The organism is Bariatricus sp. HCP28S3_F11, assembly GCF_052065395.1.
Classification (GTDB): domain Bacteria; phylum Bacillota; class Clostridia; order Lachnospirales; family Lachnospiraceae; genus Allocoprococcus.
In genome coordinates, this window is record NZ_JBQHUC010000012.1 from 36,172 (window position 1) to 55,006 (window position 18,835).

The following is an 18,835-nucleotide window of genomic DNA, read 5'->3' on the forward strand; positions in this document are numbered from 1 at the left end:
ACATTAATTCAGGAATATTTGATTTGATATAAGATATTATTCTGTGTAGAAAGCATGCCAGAAATAAGTTTTCTAATATACCAAAAGCATGCCGGAGATAAGTTTTCCAATACATCAAAAGCGGGCCGTTAAAAAAGAGAAGATATATATCTTCCCCTTTAACGTATTATACATACAAAAAATATATCTCTTTTATCCCTGATAAGGATTCACATGCACCATAATATGCTTTACCTTCGGAAATTCATTTTCAATAGCATCATGTGCTTCCTCAGCAATCTCATGTGCCTCATTCAGTGAGAGGTTTCCGTCAGCACTGATTTCAATATCAACATAGATCTTATTGCCAAATACGCGGGTCTGAAGGAAATCAATACCCATTACACCGGTTTGAGATTCTGCGAGGCGTCTAATGGCATTTTCTGTATCAATATCACAAGAATGATCTACCATTTTATCTATTGCATCCTTGAAAATATCCAAAGCTGCTTTCGCAATAAAGAAACAGATGATCAGGCTCGCAATCGGATCAAGAATAGGAAATCCCATGCGGGCCCCTGCAATACCGATCAAAGCACCTATGGAAGAGAGTGCGTCGCTTCTGTGATGCCAGGCGTCGGCCATTAGTGCACTGGAATCGATTCGTTTGGCATTGATTCGAGTATACCAGTACATGGCTTCCTTCGTGACGATGGAGATCAAAGCAGCTATAAGTGCAAGCTGTCCGGGGATGGCGAGAGATTCATAATTTCCACCTATAATATTCTGAAGAGCCTCTGCTCCTATTGCGAGTCCGGTGAATAGAAGCACCACGGACAGTATAATGGCAGCGACGCATTCGAAGCGCTCATGACCATAAGGATGTTCTTTGTCGGAATCTCTGGCGGATAATTTCACTCCTATAATTACGATAATGCTGCTGAACACATCGGAAGCCGAGTGAATTGCATCGCTGACCATCGCGCCGGAATGTGCGAGGATACCTGCCAGAAGCTTAAAAGCCGAGAGGATAAAATTGCCGATAATACTTACCATAGTTACCTTTGTCGCGACTGCTTCGAAATAATCAGAAGAAGACGGCTCGGAAAGATTTGTGTTGTTTGTTCCCATAAAAGTTACCTCCTGTTAATAAAGTATGATAGCTCTATGTCACTTGCTTGATTGTCGAAGGGTGTTTCTTCGTATATGAAGTGGGGAGAAAATGAGATGTCATAGAAAAAATATGACCATGTAATAAAAAAACACCCACGAACCCAGTAAAAGCAACTACTGTCCCGCGGATGCGTTATCCACTGCCACTTATGTGACCCGGCTCCCTTGGCATATGCCACGGCCTGCTCAGTTTGTACTGTAGATTAATATGCAGTGCAAAGAGTATTGAAGATAATATAGCAAAATATAGGAGAATTGTCAAGCAAAAAACGTGTATATACTTGAACTGCGAAATTTTTTATAATACAATCAATTGTATTAAGCATTTAATAATCACGGGAGTATAGTAAGAACGATGATACACTTGTATTTGGCAGACATAGAGGATCTGGAGAAGATAAATGATATAGAAGGTGCGCTGAAACTTTTGACGGAGGAACGCAGAAGAAAGTACCTAAAACTCAGAAATGAAAAGGCGAGGAGAGAATGCCTGGCTGCCGGGCTCCTTTTAAGAAAGGTGCTCGAAATACATGGAGTGGATTTGAAAACGGTGCATACAAATGATGACGGGAAACCGGAGGCAGAAGGAATCTGCTTTAATCTGTCGCATTCTGGAAATGTTGTGATATGCGCTGCCTCAAAGGATAATGTAGGATGTGATATCGAGAAGATCGGAAGTGCACCGAAGCGGGTTGCAGAGCGGTTTTTCTGTGAAGATGAAATCGACTGGATCGAGAGTTTTGCGAATGAAGACAAAAATCGGGAATTCTTTCGAATCTGGACGATGAAAGAAAGTTATTTGAAAATGACTGGCGAAGGACTTCGGACAGCATTGAACAGTTTCCGGGTATTTCCGGATATCTTGAAGATTTCCAGAGAAGGAAATATGCAGCCTTGTCTGATGAAAGAATATAAATATTCCGGATATCAGATTACCGTATGTGCAATGGAAGAAGAATTCGCGGAGCAAATCATGCGGGTTGCTCTCCTTTGAAAAGATTGAATTGAAGGAAAGGGTAAAACAATGGAAGAAAATGATGAAAAAAAGGTGGAAAAAGAAAGAGATAAAATCATGATTATCGGAGCATCGATTCTTGATGTGATGGTCAGACCTGCAGACAGACATGTATTTGAAACGGGATCGAGTGCTGCAGAAGATATCAGCATATCCTTTGGAGGAGATGCACTAAATGAAGCGACTGTTCTAGCGTCTCTCGGTAAGAAAGTGAGTTTGCAGACCCTGATCGGGGAAGATGCAGAGGCCGGAATGATCAGAAGGCATTGTACAGATATGGGAATTGCTTTACAGACGAAGAATAAGTATGAAAATGTAAAAACAGGAGTAAATGTCGTGCTTGTGCAGGAAAATGGAGAACGGAATTTCCTCACGAATAAGAATGGGAGCCTTCGGAAGCTTACAGTGGAAGATCTGGATATTCCATTTCTCGATGATATCGGAATTCTATGTTTTGCCAGTATTTTTGTATTTCCTGAGATCGGGAATCGTGAATTAGAGTATATTTTCAGGACGGCAAAAGAGCAGGGGATTCTGGTGTGTGCAGATATGACGAAAAGAAAATTTGGAGAAAGTCTGGAGGATGTAGCGGATGCGCTTGGTTATGTGGACTATCTGATTCCCAATGAAGAAGAAGCGTGTCTCCTTACGGGAGAGAACTCTGCGGAACTGTCTGCTGAACGTTTTATAGAAGCGGGAGTCGGCTGCGTTATTATCAAATGTGGATCGAGAGGATGCTACATCAGAACCAGAGAGAGGAAAAAACATATTGAAGCAGTGCGGGACGTGAAATGCATCGACACGACTGGAGCCGGTGACAGCTTTACGGCGGGATTTCTCTATGGATTGTCGGAACAATGGGAAATTGAGAAATGTGCTGAATTCGCCAATCAGTGCGGAGCCAATGCGGTTCAGGTGACCGGTGCAGTTAATTGGTGTATTTAGATACATTAAGCAACATAATGTTTTCAATAACCTCTTATGTATAGTAGAATATATTAAGAGGAGCATTGAAAAGATGAAGAATATTTTTATGGAGAATCAAAAAGAAATTACATTTGAAGAGTATATGGCATATAAGAAGGATGGAAGGGAGAATCTGGGGGATAACCTTCCTGTAGCTGTTTACCGTATGCTGGAGTATTCTCTTAGAAGCACGCTTATTGAGGAGTATGGAAAGGAAACGCAGATCAAGATTTTCCGGAAAGCGGGTTATCAGGCCGGTACATTTTTTGCGAAGAATTATCTGAATTGCGATTTGCCTTTGGAACGTTTCCTTGGAGATCTGCAGACACAGATGGAGACTATGAAAATAGGTGTACTTCTGGTAGAAGGTGTAAACAGTGATGATGGAACAATTATGCTGACTGTTTCGGAAGATGCTGACTGTTCAGGACTGCCTCTTTTGGGAGAAACAGTATGTAATTATGATGAAGGGTTTATTGCAGGAATTTTAAGTGAATATACAGAAAAAAATTATAAAGCACAAGAGATTGACTGCTGGGCGACAGGAGAAAGAGTATGCCGTTTCAGAGCGGAACCCCTGGAAAAATAGAAGGGAACGGATAAAATGGAAGATAAAAACAGTGTACTCCTGTTCGAATATCTTAGAAGTATCTTGTATGATTCGGAGATAAATAGGCTGGATATAGATCAATTGGATGAACCGTTCCAGAAGCTTGGCAAGGGGATGCAGTATCTCCAGGAAGCAGTGGAGGAAATGTTGCGGTATTCGGCGGATTTGTCATGTGGAAATCTTTCCGGGCCGTACCCCTCAAGAAAGAATTTTTTGTGTGTAAATTTAAAAAATCTACATGCAAATCTGAATCATCTTACATGGTAGGCGAAACAAGTGGCTGCGGGAGATTATTCCCAGCATGTTTCTTATCTTGGGGAATTTTCGGAAGCCTTTAATACAATGATAGAACAGCTTCGGGAAAGAGAAAATCTGCTTATGAAAAAAGCGGAAATGGCTGAAAATTATAATCGACTTCTGATTGAACTGACACATTCTCGTCAGGAATGTATTATGGTGGTTGATGCACATTCGGGAGAGATCGTATATTGTAATAAGTCTAAGAACGGAGACGGTGAGTTCGCGGAAGGAAAATGTAGTACCTGCTGTGGTTGTGAACAACGACTGACAATTCATGATGAAATATTGAAGTGGAAAGATACAGAGAAAAAAATATCAAGAAATGATTCGGATAAATATACTGTTTGGGAAAAAGAAGACAGTGAAGGACGAATCTATCAAATAACAACCTATGCTATTGAATGGAAGGAAAAAGAGGTATACGTACATATTATTACTGATATTACCGAAAGTCGCAGAAAAGGTATGATCTTGGAAGATAAGGCTTATCGTGATCCAGGGACAGGACTTTATAATAGGCGGTATTTTGAAGAGGGAACAGCTTACGTTGTGCTATATCGATATTGATGGACTGAAATATGTGAATGATAAATATGGACATCTTGAAGGCGATAATTATATTGCGATGATTGTAGCCGCAATCAAGAATAAAGCAAAATATATACGGGTGTAGCTTTTGGGGCTGCACCCGATATTTTTTCCTTTATTGCGCCTCATAAGTGGCCTTTGCATTCCGGATAAGCATGTTGAACTTATCAGCATCCCAGGCTGCACGTCCTGTGAAAAGTCCGTCAATGGAAGGCTGTACAATCAGTTCGTTTGCATTTCCCGGATTTACGCTCCCGCCGTAAAGAACCGGAATCTCATCAGCTGCTTCGCCGAAAATCTCCCGCAGACAGTTCTTGATGACTTTGTGCATTTCTTCCGCATAATCTGCGCTCGCCGGCGTCCCGTTTACGCCGATGGACCATACTGGTTCATAAGCAACCCAAATATTATTTGCTTGTTTGGCCGGAACATCATGGAATCCGATTTTAAGTTGTGTGCGGAGCACTTCTGCGCTGATGCCGAATTTTTTTTCTTCTGCAGTTTCACCGATGCATAACAGTGTGGTGAAACCATGATTCAGGGCGGCTTTTACTTTTTTGTTCTCTTCTACGTCTGTTTCTCCGAAAACATGGCGTCTTTCAGAATGGCCAATCATTACCAGATCCAGGCCAAGCTCTTTCAACATAAGAGGAGAGATCTCACCGGTAAATTGTCCCTGGTCTTCCCAGCTCATGTTCTGTGCACCGAGTTTTACATATTTACGATCGACTTTGCTGGTTGCGCTTTCCAGTGTTGTGTAGGACGGGATGATAAATAATTCAATCCTAAAGATCTTGATTTGTTAAACAAAATGAAAAACCTTCCGGACGGACTGGTTATCATCCCACTGGTAATTGCTGTACTGCTTGCGACATTTGTATCACAGGTATTCCAGATCGGTGGATATGTAACAGCGTTGTTCTACGAAGGAAATGCATGTATGATGGGATTCTTCCTTATTGTATGTGGTTCAACAATTAACATTAAACAGGTAGGTATGCCGCTTTACAAAGGTGTTGTACTGACAGGTATCAAATTTGTGCTTGGTGTACTTCTCGGTCTGGCAGTTGGTAAAATCTGCGGACCTACAGGATTCCTTGGCATTACTCCATTCGTTATGATCGCAGCGATTACAAACTCAAATGGTTCCCTTTATATCTCACTGTCTTCACAGTTTGGTAATGCAACAGATACAGGAGCAATCTCCATCCTGTCTCTGAACGACGGACCGTTCTTCACACTGGTAGCTCTTGGCGCAACAGGACTTGCATCCATTCCGTTCAAGTCTCTGGTTGCAACATTGATTCCGATTCTGATCGGATTTATCTGGGGTAACCTTGATGCCGGATTCAGAAAAGCATGCGCAACCGCACAGCCGATCGTTACATTCTTTATGACAATTTCAATTGGAGCTAAGATGAATGTTAAGACGATCCTCACAGCAGGAGCTTCCGGTATCGTACTTGGTCTTATCTCTGCTGCAACAGCTGTTATTTTCTTCTTCGTATTCAATCTTCTTCTTCCGAAGAAGGAAAGAAATGCTATGGGCGCAGCAGTTGGTACAACCGCTCTGAACTCTGCGATGACTCCGGCAGCCGTTGCAGAAGCTGACCCATCCATGGCAGGATATGTAGATATGGCTACAGCACAGTGCGCAACCGCGTCTATCATTACACTGTTCCTTGCACCGTTTATTACCGCATTCTTTGATAAAATGATGCAGAAGAAACAGCTTGGTATCTACTCACCGGAAGGCTGGGCACACGAGAAGGTAGTGAAAGCTGAATAGTTTGAAATGAAATTTACAGAATAGAAAACGAAAATATTTGTTATAATGGTGGTAAAAAAGTCCTCTTGTGTGTTACAATACAAGAGGACTTTCTGACGTTGCCATGCATACGACAAAAAGATCTGCCAGATCTTTTTGAACGGAATATAATTTTTGCCGGACGGTATGAAAGTTTCCGGTATATGGAGGGACGAAAATGAAAGAAAAAATAACAGTCAAAATGACGGACAAGTATTTGTTTGATTTTACACTTTACCATACGTATTCTAAATTTGCCGGTTTTCTGACGAATGTATTGGGAGCGGCGATCGCGTTCATGGGTATTATCATGTGGATCATGGGGAAAGCAAAGGGCTTGAACGTGCTGTTTTATTTTGTGGCGGCGGCGATTTTTATCGCATATACACCTCTGCTCCTGAGATTCCGGGCTAAAAAGCAGGTGCAGGAGATTGAGCAGTATCGTGAACCAAATGAGTTTACCTTTGATGAAGAAGGAATTACGGTTGAATGGAAAGGGAAGGTTCGGAATTATCCTTGGGAGAAGACTGTCAGGGTAGTTGCAGCGCCCAAAACGATTGGGTTTTATTATGATGAGAATCAGGCTTTGATCGTTCCAAAAGAGGATTTCAAAGACCGATTCGTGCCAATTATGACGATGGTAACGCAGCATGTGCGTCCGGGATGTGTGCGGCTTAGATAGAAGATATAGAGGTGGATTTTCAAAATGATGCAGGAAAGGCGGAATGCCATTTTACAGGAACTGAATGAGTATGGTAAGGTGAAAGTTGCTGATTTGAGTAAGAAGCTTGAATGCTCTGAAGTAACAATACGGAATGATATTAAGAGTATGGATAAGGAAGGTCTTCTGAAAAGGACCCATGGAGGAGCAATCAGACTGGATGAGAAAGTGCAGAGAAAATATTCTGCGGAGAGTATTTATCGGAACACGGAAAAGAAACGCCAGATCGCTGCCTGTGCATATGCGTATATCGAGGATAGAGATACCATTATTATCGATGATACATCCAGCAGTTTTTATCTTGCTTTATATATTAAAGAGCATCCTGAGAAAAGGATTGCTGTTGTGACGAATTCTCTTTTGGTGGGCAACGAGCTGGCCGGGGTGCGTCATGTGGAGTTATATCTGATTGGTGGTCATGTGGGTGGTCATCTGGCAGCAACAATGGGAGAGTCAGCTTTACAGAATATGGAACAGTTCCATGTGGACAAAGGATTTATAGGAGTCCACAGTATCAATTTTGATGTAGGTCTTACCTCCATCGCGACTCCTCAGATGCAGGTGAAACGGGCGATCTTGAAGGCGGCTTCCCAGGTGTATGTACTTGCTGACAGCAGTAAGTTCGGAGGGGGATATGTATCGGTGATCTGTCCGGTGAAGCAGGTGTATAAGATTATTACTGATGCGCAAATTGGAAAAGAATATGTCCGAAAAGCGGAAAGAGAGCAGATTCCGCTGGTTGTTGCGAGTACGAAATATGAAATATAACAGAATAATAAAGGGAAGATTTCTTGCGCGGCCGAACCGCTTTATTGCTCATGTGGAGATAAACGGGTGTGAAGAAATCGTGCATGTCAAAAACACTGGGCGATGCGCGGAGCTGTTCTGCAAAGGCAGCGAAGTCTTTGTTCAGGAATCGGATAATCCGCAACGTAAAACACGTTGGGATCTGATTGGAGTTGTGAAAGACGGGAAAATGGTGAATGTGGATTCACAGATTCCGAACCGTGTGGTTCAGGAGTGGATCGAACAGGGACATTTATTTGAAAATGTCAGAATGGTTCGTCCGGAGACGACCTACGGGAATTCCCGATTTGATTTATATGTAGAATATGATAATAAAAAGGCATTTGTCGAAGTGAAAGGCGTGACGCTGGAAGAAGATGGTGTCGTGCGGTTTCCTGACGCGCCAAGCGAACGGGCGGTGAAGCATGTAGAGGAACTGATACACGCTGTTCAGGAAGGATACGAGGCATATGTCTTTTTTGTGATACAAATGAGAAATGTCCGTTATTTCACACCAAACAGGGATACGCATCCGGCTTTTGCGGATGCGCTGGCGCGGGCAAAAAATGCCGGGGTTCAGATCCTTGCATATGACTGCCGGGTTGGATACGATTCGATCGAAATTGCCGAAGAGGTTCCGGTGGTATTGGAGAATCCGGAATTGTATGAGATGACGGTGCCACTGGTCTCGTGGTATCGTGAAAATCACAGAGAACTTCCCTGGCGTCAGAATGTCAGTGCATATCGTGTCTGGGTTTCGGAGATCATGTTGCAACAGACACGGGTGGAGGCTGTAAAACCATATTTTGAACGGTTTTTGAAGGCGTTTCCGACGGTAAAGGAATTGGCCCAGGCTGATGAGGATCAGCTTCTTAAGATGTGGGAGGGGCTTGGATATTATAATCGTGTGAGAAATATGCAGAAAGCGGCCAAAGTGATTATGTCGGAATATCAGGGGATTTTTCCGTCCGAATATGATCAGATACGTGATCTGCCCGGAATAGGCAATTACACGGCAGGTGCGATTGCATCATTTGCATTTGGTATACCCAAAGCTGCTGTTGACGGAAATGTTCTGCGGGTTGTATCCAGAATGATGGCGAGTGAAGAAGATATTATGAAGGCATCTGTTCGAAAAAACATGGAGCAAATGCTGGAACAGGTGATTCCGGCGGATGCGGCGTCTGACTTCAATCAAGGATTGATTGAGCTTGGAGCAACAATCTGCGGACCGAACGGAGAACCCAGATGTGATATCTGTCCGCTTGCGTCTTTGTGCCTGGCTTATAAAGAAGGATGCCAGGATCGGCTCCCAGTCAGGAAAAAGGCGAAGGAGCGAAGAATCGAAGAAAGAACAATCCTGATTTTTCAGGATCTGGAGACAGTGGCAATCCGGAAACGTCCGAAGAACGGATTGCTTGCGGGGATGTATGAATTCCCGAATGTCGAAGGAAGGCTTTCGATGGATGAGGTGATTGCCTACAGTAAGAAAATCGGATTGATGCCGGTTCATGTGCAGAAACTTGCGGATGCAAAGCATATTTTCAGTCACGTAGAATGGAGAATGACCGGGTATCACATTCAGGTTGATGAATTGGAAAAAAACTGTACAGAGTCGATGATCTTTTTGAATCCGAAGGAAGTGCAGGAGAAATACTCCATGCCGGCAGCGTTTGAGGCCTACACTTCCTATATGAATATCCAGCTTGGACAGAAGAAATATGGAGTCGAATTATAGAAGAAGAGCTTTGATCAACATGTAAATCTGTTGCTCAAAGCTCTTTTATTATATGCACTATATAGTAGGCTGTGCCAACGCAGGCGCTTTTACCTGTTCTGGGATATAAACAAATTGGTAAATGAAATAAATCATTACAATTGCGGCAATTACATCGACTACTGAATGTTGCTTTAGGAACATAGTGGAAAGAACGATGGAAACTGTTAACACCAGAGAACCATTCTGTACCCACTTGTATTGACGCAGCTTCTGGCTGTTACGGATTGCGATATAGCAGCCGATGGAATTATAAACATGAAGACTTGGCAATACATTCGTTGATGTGTCTGCTCTATAAATGAATCGAACCAGATCAACAAAAATGTTATCCCGTGCAAAAGTGGAAGGGCGTAAATTGAGTCCGTTTGGAAAAATGGTACAAATTATTAAAAATAAAGTCATCCCAGTTATAAGAAGGGTACAGATTCTGTAAAAACCCTGCTTATCTGTAAAAAAGAAGTAAAGTACAGTACCGGAAACATATACAAACCACAACAAATAAGGAATAATGAATATTTCAATAAAAGGAATATAATCATCGAAAACAGAGTGAATCACAAAATAATTGGAGGTTACATGTTTCTCAAGCCATGAAAACCAGGGCATATAGATGAAACCATATAAAAAAACCCAGGCATGATGGTACTTATCAAATAATTCTTTTATATTTATTGTAAGACGTTTCACTGGAAACTCCTCCTTTCTTTAATCTTCGGTCATTATAACATTATTCGTTTTCATCTACAATATTCTTCATAAAACCTTCATATTTTTTTAGAAAATCCTTCGAAAATGTACATATCATATTTCTGCTGAGCCTGGTTATAAGTTTTGGGATTACGCAATGTCCAGACGGCAATTGGAATGCGATAAAGGTGTTGATTTAACCATACACCAAGATTTGAGGTGTCTGCCATTTTGTAGGAAATAAAATCTGGATGACAGAACATGTTTGTCAGTAAATGCTGCACGAAAAAACGTGCCAAATAAGGGCTTTCTGGATTAGTTTTTGTAAGTGAGGATGAAAGCTGTCCGCGAAGGATATCAGGTGCATTTTTAAAAAACCAGCGTACTCCAAGGCTATTAAAAGACTGAATTAAAACAGGTCCGTTGTAAGTTCTAAGTAGTTTCAGCGTATAATTACAAAGACGAGTATCTGTTGAAGGAAGCTTTAGTTCAATCAGAAGAGGAACACGGCCGTTTACGTAATTCAAAACATCTGAAAATAGAGGAATATGCTCTGAAGTCCCTTGTAATCGAAGAGATCGTAACTCTTCATAAGAGGAATTTTCTATTGTGCCGGGAACATGACAAATCCGATCTAATGTTTCATCGTGGAAAACAACAATTTGATTATCGCGTGTCAGATGGATATCCAGTTCAATGGCAAGATTGTTATTTAATGCTTCGCGGAAAGCAGCCATGGAATTTTCCGGAATGAGCTTATCTGCACTGTGCAGGCCTCTATGTGCATAATCACGCTGAAGAAAAGGTTTCATTTCTTTTCGGCGTAAAAAATTCGGCATAATCATAATAAGATAAAACGTTAATAATAAAGAGAGAACAATTAATATTTGTAACATTTAGAAATCTCCTTATAAAACTGGTTATGGTACAAGTATTTGTAATGAGTCTGATTCGAGCATCCATTCTAATTCCGATTCTGCAGGAAAGGGTTCACCGTCTGAATGAAGTACTAAAGGAACATCGACTTTTACATTCGCATGTTTAAAACGATAAATATGTACACCTTTCATGTGAGTGTGTTTACCTGAAAAAACCGTAGGAAGAATTGTAAGTGCAGCAACTTTCGGAACATCTGCGATAACAATAAGATCCAAAAAATTATCATCAGGTTTTGCAGTCGGACAAAATTTACAGCCGCCTCCTTCAAAAGGGAGGTTCATAGCAGCAGCAAAATAAACCTTTTGAAAATGCAATGTTTTGGTTCCATCTATTAGTAGTTTCATTTTAATGGGGTGCCATCGAAATAACGTTCCTACTGAAAGTGCGACATAACCAAGTTGACCCAGATTGATTCTGTTCAGAATACGCTTGATACGAGATCTGTTTATTTGATGACAGATGGCGGCATCATAACCGATACCTGAACTTACGGCAAAGCGGTGTGACTGATAATGAAAGTTCAGAACGCCGAGGTTAAGAGTGCGCTTATGGGGAGAATGCAGAACGATTTCCAATGCTTTTTCGGGATCAGATGGAATCTGAAGACCTCGTGCGAAATCATTGCCTGAGCCAAGTGGAATATAGCCTAAAGTGGTTTTGTCAAGATAACAGATACCGTTTATTACTTCGTTTATGCTTCCGTCACCACCAAGCACAACCAGAGTATGTTGGTGTCCATCGGATGTGATCTCTTGGGCAATTTTAGTGGCATGACATTTGTATTGTGTAAAATACATTTGATAAGCCACTTGTTCGTCCGCAAGTTTCTGCTCGATCTTTTCCCATACGATTTTTCCAAGACCGGAACGGGCACACGGATTTACGATGAAATGTAACATATAATTAGCACCTCGTTTCATTAAGGAATTGTTGCTTTTATTATATCTTTATTGATTTGTTGTGTAAAGGGAAAGATCAAAATGGAATTGTGTATAAAATGTGTTCTTGCATCAACAAAAACAATGTGATACGATGAAGTGGTATTTATTGAATAGGAGGGGATTTTATGAAATATATAAAACAATTCGGAATTATTTTGATTTTTTCATTTGCAGGTGAACTATTGAATTATTTGATACCATTGCCAATTCCAGCCAGTATTTATGGTATTATTCTCTTATTTTTATGTCTTGAAGTGAAATTGATTCCGCTTGATAAGGTGGAAGAAATAAGTCGATTTATGATAGAAATCATGCCGCTTATGTTTATTCCTGCTGCTGTTGGACTGATGGAATCATGGAATATCATTAAACCTGCCTGGATGCAGTATATTACTGTTACGGTTATTTCAACGATTGGAGTTATGGTTGTAGCGGGAAGAGCAACACAGGCTGTAATACATCGGGATTTACGAAAGAAAGGGGAAAGGTAAAAATGGGATTTTTTGAAAATTCGGTTTTTTTTGGGGTATTGTTAAGTTTGTTAACATATGGAATAGGAAGTCTTATGAAAGCAAAACTAAAACTGCCAATTTTTAATCCATTATTAATCTCAATCCTTTTGTCTGTTTTAATACTGGTTGTGTTTCGAATTGATTATTCGACTTATTATGAAGGGGCAAAATATCTGAGTTATCTGTTGACACCGGCTACAATTTGTCTTGCCGTACCATTGTATGAACAGATGGAGCTTTTGAAGAAAAATTGGAAAGCTATTTTTGGGGGGATTTTTGCGGGAGTACTTACAAGCCTTGGAATTATATTAGCAATGGCATTATTATTTAAATTCAGCCATGAAGAGTACGTTACTTTTCTCCCGAAATCAATAACGACAGCCATTGGAATGGGAGTTTCGGAAGAATTGGGAGGATATGCATCCATTACGGTTGCAATCATAATTATTACAGGTGTTGTGGGTAATATCTGTGCAGACACTGTTTGTAAACTGTTTAAAATAACGGATCCTGTTGCGAAAGGAATTGGTATTGGTACAGCTTCTCATGCTATTGGTACGGCAAAAGCTATGGAGATGGGAGATGTAGAAGGGGCTATGAGTAGTCTTTCTATAGTTGTATCAGGGATTTTAACTGTGATTGCTGCGTCGGTTTTTGCGCAGTTTTTATAATGATGTTATAAGAATGCCCTCCGTTAAAACGGAGGGCATTGTATTTAGTAATTATAATCTCAGATTAATTCCCGCGCGGCATCTCCCATGCATTATGGTCTGTATGGAGAAGCATATGAGCTTTATGAGAACATGGTTTTTCCATATAATCTTCATAGAGCTTCAGAACATCTGGGTTCTCGTGTGAGAAACGGATCTTGGAATGCTCATCCAGGAAGTACAGATTCTTTCCACGCTCATGTGCAAGTTCTTCGCCGTCGTGGATCGGCTGGCCACCGCCGCCTACACATCCGCCAGGACATGCCATAACTTCTACAAAGTCATAATGCACTTCGCCGTGTTCGATTGCTTCGATCAGTTTTCTGGTATTGCCAAGTCCGCTGACAACAGCAGCACGTACGGTTGCGTCTCCGAGTTTAACTTCTGCTTCGATGACACCTGTTCCGAAAGCAGGGCTTCTTACGATCTTGAATGCGTCTGGTTCAGGATTACGTCCAGTTACCAGATAATGAGCGGAACGAAGAGCAGCTTCCATTACACCGCCTGTCGCACCAAAGATAACACCTGCTCCTGAGTATTCCTTCATGAGCGGATCACACTCACGGTCAACCAGAGTCTTTGGATCAATGTGAGCAGAACGGATCATACGCGTCAGTTCGCGGGTCGTAAGAACGATATCCGTGTCGTGTCCTGCATATTCTTTGTAGAACAGTTCCATATTGCTTTCGCCCTTCTTTGCCACACACGGCATGACAGAAACGGTGAAGATATCTTCGGGAGCCACTCCGATGGACTCTGCAAAGTATGTCTTCATAACGGCACCAAACATCTGCTGCGGGGATTTCGCACTGGATAACTGTGGAACCAGATGCGGATACTGGGATTTGATGAAACGAATCCAGCCAGGACAGCATGATGTGAACATCGGACGAAGCTTCAGTTCGCCTTTGGTAAATCTTTCAAGGAACTCGGTTCCTTCTTCCATAATTGTAAGATCGGCTGAGAAAGAAGTATCGAATACATAATCAACGCCAAGTCTCTTAAGAGAATCCATAATCTTTCCGACTGTAGCCTCTTCGAGCGGAAGGCCAAGTGCCTCTCCCCATGCTGCACGCACAGCAGGAGCAACCTGTGCAACAACTACCTTCTTCTTATCTGCAATAGCATCCCATACTTTTTCTGTGTCATCGCGTTCGCGAAGAGCACCTACCGGACAATGGGTGATACACTGTCCGCACAATGAACAGGATACTTCTGTAATCTTTTTATTGTTTGTTACATTGATTGTGGTTCTGGAACCGGTACTTGTCACATCCCAGATATGTAAATCCTGAATCTTATCGCAAACCTGAATACAACGCATACACTTGATACATTTCTTCGGATCGCGAATCAACGGGAAGTCTTTATCCCATGGGAAATCTTCCAGACGCTGTTTGAACGGAATATCCAGAATGTTCAGGTCATTGGCCAGAGTCTGGAGTGCACAGTTACCGCTGCGGACACATGATGAGCATGTTCCGTCATGCTGAGACAGAATCAGTTCCACATTTCTGCGTCTTGCTTTACGAACCTTCGGGCTGTTGGTATAAAGAACCATGCCTTCTTTTACAACGTTATTACAAGAAGTGATCAGTTTATCCATGCCTTCAAGCTCTACAAGACAGACACGGCATGCTGCGATTTCGTTGATGTCTTTCAAATAACAGAGCTTAGGGATCGGGATGCCGGCACTTGCTGCGGCTTCCATGATTGTTGTACCCTCGGGTACAGATATTTGTTTATTATCAATTGTAATGTTTACCATAATTTTTCCCGGCCTCCTTTGAAGCTGCCGTAGCCGAAGTGGTCGCAGCGCAGACATCTGCTGGCTTCCTGTTTTGCTTCTGCTTCGGTCATACAGTTTTCTACACCGTTGAAGTCACAGACACGTTCGCAAGCTTCACGTTCGGTCATGTTGACTCTTCCGCACGGCGGGCGGTCGTCGAGACGAGCTTCCGGAATCTCAACATCACAGCTGATTACGTGATGGAATCCGAGATATTCGTCAATATTTGCAGCTACTACTTTGGCAGCAGCAATTGCTTTGATTACAGATGCAGGACCTGATGCACAGTCACCACCGGCAAATACGCCTGGGATATTATCAAATCCGCCGTATTTCTGCGTGCTGATCTTACCGCGCTGTACAGGAACACCTGCTTCTTCGAAATGCTGGTATTCAATATCCTGTCCGATTGCTACGATCAGAGTTTGGCACGGAATAAATATATCCGGCTCTCCGGTCGGGCGTACACTTGCACGGCCGTCCTTGATCTTACTGATCATCTGAGGAGTTACATAAATACCTGTTACATGTCCGTTCTCATCGGTTGCGATGCGTGACGGAGCCATCAGGGTCTGAACTTCGATTCCTTCTGCAACAGCACCCTCAATCTCAGCCGGAAGAGCAGTCATATCTGCAACACGGCGACGATAAACGATGCTAACTTTCTTGGCACCGAGACGTTTTGCAGTACGTACAGCATCCATAGAAACGTTTCCGCCTCCGATGACAGCAACTTCCTGTCCGGTAAGATCCGGATTCTGTTCTTTTCCGACATCACGAAGGAACTGAACTGCGGAAAGAACACCTTCAGCATGTTCACCTTCGATACCAAGCTTCTTATCGGTACTTGCACCGATCGTGATAAGTACGGCATCATACTCTTCGCGAAGGCTCTGAATGGTCATATCTTCACCGATTCTTTTGCCGTAGATTACTTCCACACCGGTCTCGAGAATTGCATTGATATCATCATCAAGACGATCTTTCGGAAGACGATAGTTCGGAATGCCATAGCGGAGCATACCGCCGAGCTTCGGAAGCATCTCGAACACGGTTGTCTGGTGACCCATAAGCTGCAGATAATAAGCCGCACTTAAGCCGCCCGGACCTCCGCCTACGATAGCAACACGTTTGCCGGTTGACGGTCCGCACTTCGGAGGCGGTACCTTTCCGGCATAGTCAGCAGCCATTCTCTTAAGACCACGGATATTGACAGCATCATCCACAATATTACGACGGCAGCGTGCCTCGCATGGATGTTCACAGATAAATCCACAGGTAGTCGGGAACGGATTGTCCTTACGAATCAGGCGGATCGCATCTGCATAGCGTCCTTCTCCAACCAGAGCGATATATCCAGGAATATCAACATGAGCCGGGCAAAGAGATACACACGGAACCGGCTGTGAGTAATGGCATGTACATCTCCCCTGATGCACATGTTCTTCGTAATCTTCACGGCAGCCGATCAGGCTCTTGTAAACCATATGTGCTGCTTCATAGCCAATCGCACAGTCAGCACCTTCCATGATTGATACTGCGAGCTCTTCCATAAGATCAAGCGTATCCATCGTTGCATCGCCGTTCATAACATCTGTCAGCAGGTTCTTCAGCTGCCACAGACCGATTCGACACGGAACACATTTTCCACAGGTGTGTGTATGACACATCTCAAGAAATGCACGTGTCATGTCCACCGGACAAAGTCCCGGAGGACTGGATTCGATTCTGCGTTCCAGATCTTTGTAAAGCCCTTCAATGACAAGCTGGGCACGATCCGGAGCAGAAATTTCAAGTCTACTCATAGTTCTTTTCTCCTTTAAATATAAAATGATGTTGGGGGCATAAGCCTATGGCATCTGCTTGGCCTTTTCTATCGATTTAATTTATAAGCAGACGTCATAAAACTGAACATTCTATAAATACATTGTACTAAAATTAAAACAATTTAGCAAGCTAAGTTAAAATATAGTCAGGATGGATAAAAATATAACAATGTGGTGGATTCTTTGATTTTAAATCATATCTTTTTTTGCTGAAATATGGTATTCTAAAAATAAAAATAACCTCGGCGTAGGGGATTTGAAGAAAGGGCGGATGGAATGATGAAAATAACAGATTTTGGGGCAACCGTGAATGGTGATGAGACGAAGCTTTATACTTTGACGAATTGTAATAACATGGAGATTTCCGTAACAGACTATGGAGCTGCGCTTACTCAGGTTATCGTGCCGGACAAAGAGGGAAATCTCTGTGATGTGGTTCTCGGCTATGATGAAGCAGCGGAATATGAAGCAGGCGGACTTTTCCTGGGGGCAACCGTGGGAAGAAGTGCGAACCGGATCGGCGGAGCTTCTATTGAGATTAATGGGAAGATCTATGAACTTGTGAAGAATGATAATGATAATAATCTGCACAGTGGACCGGATTTTTATCATAACAGAGTCTGGGATGTTAAAGAAGCTGAAGAGGATCATGTTACCTTTGTTCTGGAAAGTCCGGACGGAGATCAGGGATACCCCGGAAATCTGCATATAGAAGTAACATACACACTGACAGAGGATAATGCCGTAAAGATTTCTTATTATGGTGTATCGGATGAGGATACCGTGATCAATATGACGAATCACAGCTATTTTAACATGGATGGACATGCATCGGGAGATGTGATGGAACAGGAAGTATGGATCGATGCGGATGCATTTACCCGCGCAGACAAGGAATCCATTCCGACCGGAGAAATTGTTCCTGTTGAGGGGACACCGATGGATTTCCGTACAAAGAAAAAACTTGGACGGGATATCTATGATGATTATGAAGCGTTAAATTATGGTATGGGATACGATCACAACTGGGTTCTGAACAATGATGGTAAATTCGCCAAAGTAGCAGAAATGCATTCGGATGAAAGCGGTATTACGATGGAAGTCTATACGGATTTACCGGGAATGCAGCTTTATACCGGTAACTTTATTATTGATGAAAAGGGCAAAGGCGGTGCGATCTATCATAAACGGCAGGCGGCATGCTTTGAGACTCAGTATTTCCCGGATGCAATCCACAAAGAGAATTTCCCGGGACCGATCTGCAGAAAAGGAGATACCTACAAGACAACCACAATGTACAAATTTGTGTAGCACTATAGATATAATCTATATATTGGCTTTATATATCAAAATAACTGATTTGCTTTTTGCGTTGATACGAGATACAATAAAGACACAAAGAGGTAGCCAATACCAATAATTGCAAAATTCCCTTCTAAAATTAAAAGACCTTTCAGGAACGCTTGCCTGAAAGGTTTTTTGCATGCAAGAGAATATCTTTTTTACAGAAAATGTGTTATTCTAAAATTGCTAAGAGTTTCTGCTGAAATAGCTTATAGATATGATCTATATATAGAGGGGTTATATTAAAATTACTGATTTGATTTTTGCATTGATACGAGATACAATAAAGACACAAAGAGGTAGCCAATACCAATAATTGCAAAATTCCCTTCTAAAATTAAAAGAGCCTTTCAGGAACGCTT

19 protein-coding genes, 1 pseudogene and 1 riboswitch are annotated in these 18,835 nt (G+C 42.2%); of the genes and pseudogenes, 13 read left to right on the forward strand and 7 right to left on the reverse strand.

Features of this window, described 5'->3' with window-relative positions:
* Nucleotides 1-192: 192 nt before the first annotated feature.
* A complete protein-coding gene (locus ACTNBR_RS07635; RefSeq protein ID WP_441017559.1) occupies nucleotides 193-1,110 on the reverse strand; it encodes a cation diffusion facilitator family transporter in 918 nt (305 codons plus the stop codon).
* A 157-nt stretch (nucleotides 1,111-1,267) separates the two neighbouring features.
* Nucleotides 1,268-1,352: riboswitch (NiCo riboswitch) on the reverse strand.
* Nucleotides 1,353-1,522: 170 nt separating this feature from the next.
* Here ACTNBR_RS07635 and ACTNBR_RS07640 point away from each other — a divergent pair.
* The 6 genes from ACTNBR_RS07640 to ACTNBR_RS07665 all read left to right on the forward strand — a co-directional run bounded on the left by ACTNBR_RS07640 (nucleotide 1,523) and on the right by ACTNBR_RS07665 (nucleotide 4,716).
* Nucleotides 1,523-2,146 carry a 4'-phosphopantetheinyl transferase family protein gene (locus ACTNBR_RS07640; RefSeq protein ID WP_427806073.1) on the forward strand — a complete coding sequence of 208 codons (624 nt, stop codon included), beginning with the start codon at nucleotides 1,523-1,525 and terminating at the stop codon, nucleotides 2,144-2,146.
* Between the two features lie 30 nt (nucleotides 2,147-2,176).
* On the forward strand, nucleotides 2,177-3,112 hold the full coding sequence (locus ACTNBR_RS07645; RefSeq protein WP_441017561.1) for a carbohydrate kinase family protein: 936 nt from the start codon (nucleotides 2,177-2,179) through the stop codon (nucleotides 3,110-3,112).
* Nucleotides 3,113-3,185: 73 nt separating this feature from the next.
* The gene (locus tag ACTNBR_RS07650; protein ID WP_441017563.1) at nucleotides 3,186-3,722 is read left to right on the forward strand and encodes a V4R domain-containing protein; all 537 of its coding nucleotides are present in this window, start codon (nucleotides 3,186-3,188) and stop codon (nucleotides 3,720-3,722) included.
* Between the two features lie 15 nt (nucleotides 3,723-3,737).
* A complete protein-coding gene (locus ACTNBR_RS07655; protein ID WP_441017565.1) occupies nucleotides 3,738-4,010 on the forward strand; it encodes a hypothetical protein in 273 nt (90 codons plus the stop codon).
* A 9-nt stretch (nucleotides 4,011-4,019) separates the two neighbouring features.
* On the forward strand, nucleotides 4,020-4,610 hold the full coding sequence (locus ACTNBR_RS07660) for a hypothetical protein (RefSeq protein ID WP_441017567.1): 591 nt from the start codon (nucleotides 4,020-4,022) through the stop codon (nucleotides 4,608-4,610).
* A complete protein-coding gene (locus tag ACTNBR_RS07665; protein ID WP_441042692.1) occupies nucleotides 4,570-4,716 on the forward strand; it encodes a GGDEF domain-containing protein in 147 nt (48 codons plus the stop codon). Before ACTNBR_RS07660 ends, ACTNBR_RS07665 begins: the two co-directional genes overlap by 41 nt.
* Nucleotides 4,717-4,746: 30 nt before the next feature.
* Here the strand turns inward: ACTNBR_RS07665 and tpiA are convergent.
* Nucleotides 4,747-5,415, reverse strand: a pseudogene (gene tpiA / locus ACTNBR_RS07670) (triose-phosphate isomerase); the annotation flags it as partial.
* Nucleotides 5,416-5,442: 27 nt separating this feature from the next.
* Here tpiA and ACTNBR_RS07675 point away from each other — a divergent pair.
* The 4 genes from ACTNBR_RS07675 to mutY all read left to right on the forward strand — a co-directional run bounded on the left by ACTNBR_RS07675 (nucleotide 5,443) and on the right by mutY (nucleotide 9,683).
* Nucleotides 5,443-6,420 (forward strand): 2-keto-3-deoxygluconate permease, encoded by a 978-nt coding sequence (locus ACTNBR_RS07675; RefSeq protein WP_441017571.1) that lies wholly within the window; start codon nucleotides 5,443-5,445, stop codon nucleotides 6,418-6,420.
* 196 nt (nucleotides 6,421-6,616) lie between these two features.
* Complete coding sequence (locus ACTNBR_RS07680) at nucleotides 6,617-7,120, forward strand: YcxB family protein (RefSeq protein ID WP_427806068.1); 504 nt, start codon at nucleotides 6,617-6,619, stop codon at nucleotides 7,118-7,120.
* 24 nt (nucleotides 7,121-7,144) lie between these two features.
* Nucleotides 7,145-7,927, forward strand: coding sequence for a DeoR/GlpR family DNA-binding transcription regulator (locus ACTNBR_RS07685; protein WP_427806067.1), 783 nt, complete (start codon nucleotides 7,145-7,147; stop codon nucleotides 7,925-7,927).
* The gene (mutY, locus tag ACTNBR_RS07690; protein WP_441017573.1) at nucleotides 7,917-9,683 is read left to right on the forward strand and encodes an A/G-specific adenine glycosylase; all 1,767 of its coding nucleotides are present in this window, start codon (nucleotides 7,917-7,919) and stop codon (nucleotides 9,681-9,683) included. The genes ACTNBR_RS07685 and mutY overlap by 11 nt, the downstream gene beginning before the upstream one ends.
* 57 nt (nucleotides 9,684-9,740) lie before the next feature.
* Here the strand turns inward: mutY and ACTNBR_RS07695 are convergent, their stop codons facing one another.
* The 3 genes from ACTNBR_RS07695 to ACTNBR_RS07705 all read right to left on the reverse strand — a co-directional run bounded on the left by ACTNBR_RS07695 (nucleotide 9,741) and on the right by ACTNBR_RS07705 (nucleotide 12,250).
* Nucleotides 9,741-10,412: a phosphatase PAP2 family protein gene (locus ACTNBR_RS07695; protein WP_427806065.1), complete on the reverse strand. Its 672-nt coding sequence runs from the start codon at nucleotides 10,410-10,412 to the stop codon at nucleotides 9,741-9,743.
* A 77-nt stretch (nucleotides 10,413-10,489) separates the two neighbouring features.
* Complete coding sequence (locus ACTNBR_RS07700) at nucleotides 10,490-11,308, reverse strand: glycerophosphodiester phosphodiesterase family protein (protein WP_441017575.1); 819 nt, start codon at nucleotides 11,306-11,308, stop codon at nucleotides 10,490-10,492.
* A gap of 24 nt (nucleotides 11,309-11,332) precedes the next feature.
* On the reverse strand, nucleotides 11,333-12,250 hold the full coding sequence (locus ACTNBR_RS07705; RefSeq protein WP_427806063.1) for a diacylglycerol/lipid kinase family protein: 918 nt from the start codon (nucleotides 12,248-12,250) through the stop codon (nucleotides 11,333-11,335).
* A 167-nt stretch (nucleotides 12,251-12,417) separates the two neighbouring features.
* Between ACTNBR_RS07705 and ACTNBR_RS07710 the strand changes: the two genes are divergently transcribed.
* A complete protein-coding gene (locus tag ACTNBR_RS07710; protein ID WP_441017579.1) occupies nucleotides 12,418-12,783 on the forward strand; it encodes a CidA/LrgA family protein in 366 nt (121 codons plus the stop codon).
* 2 nt (nucleotides 12,784-12,785) lie between these two features.
* Complete coding sequence (locus tag ACTNBR_RS07715) at nucleotides 12,786-13,475, forward strand: LrgB family protein (protein WP_441017581.1); 690 nt, start codon at nucleotides 12,786-12,788, stop codon at nucleotides 13,473-13,475.
* Nucleotides 13,476-13,539: 64 nt separating this feature from the next.
* Here the strand turns inward: ACTNBR_RS07715 and ACTNBR_RS07720 are convergent, their stop codons facing one another.
* Together ACTNBR_RS07720 and ACTNBR_RS07725 are read right to left on the reverse strand one after the other, a co-directional pair.
* On the reverse strand, nucleotides 13,540-15,282 hold the full coding sequence (locus ACTNBR_RS07720; protein ID WP_427806060.1) for a [FeFe] hydrogenase, group A: 1,743 nt from the start codon (nucleotides 15,280-15,282) through the stop codon (nucleotides 13,540-13,542).
* On the reverse strand, nucleotides 15,276-17,108 hold the full coding sequence (locus ACTNBR_RS07725) for an NAD(P)-binding protein (RefSeq protein WP_427820008.1): 1,833 nt from the start codon (nucleotides 17,106-17,108) through the stop codon (nucleotides 15,276-15,278). The genes ACTNBR_RS07720 and ACTNBR_RS07725 overlap by 7 nt, the downstream gene beginning before the upstream one ends.
* 300 nt (nucleotides 17,109-17,408) lie before the next feature.
* On the opposite strand from ACTNBR_RS07725, the gene ACTNBR_RS07730 reads away from it, so the two are divergent.
* The gene (locus ACTNBR_RS07730; RefSeq protein WP_441017595.1) at nucleotides 17,409-18,440 is read left to right on the forward strand and encodes an aldose epimerase family protein; all 1,032 of its coding nucleotides are present in this window, start codon (nucleotides 17,409-17,411) and stop codon (nucleotides 18,438-18,440) included.
* Nucleotides 18,441-18,835 lie beyond the last annotated feature (395 nt).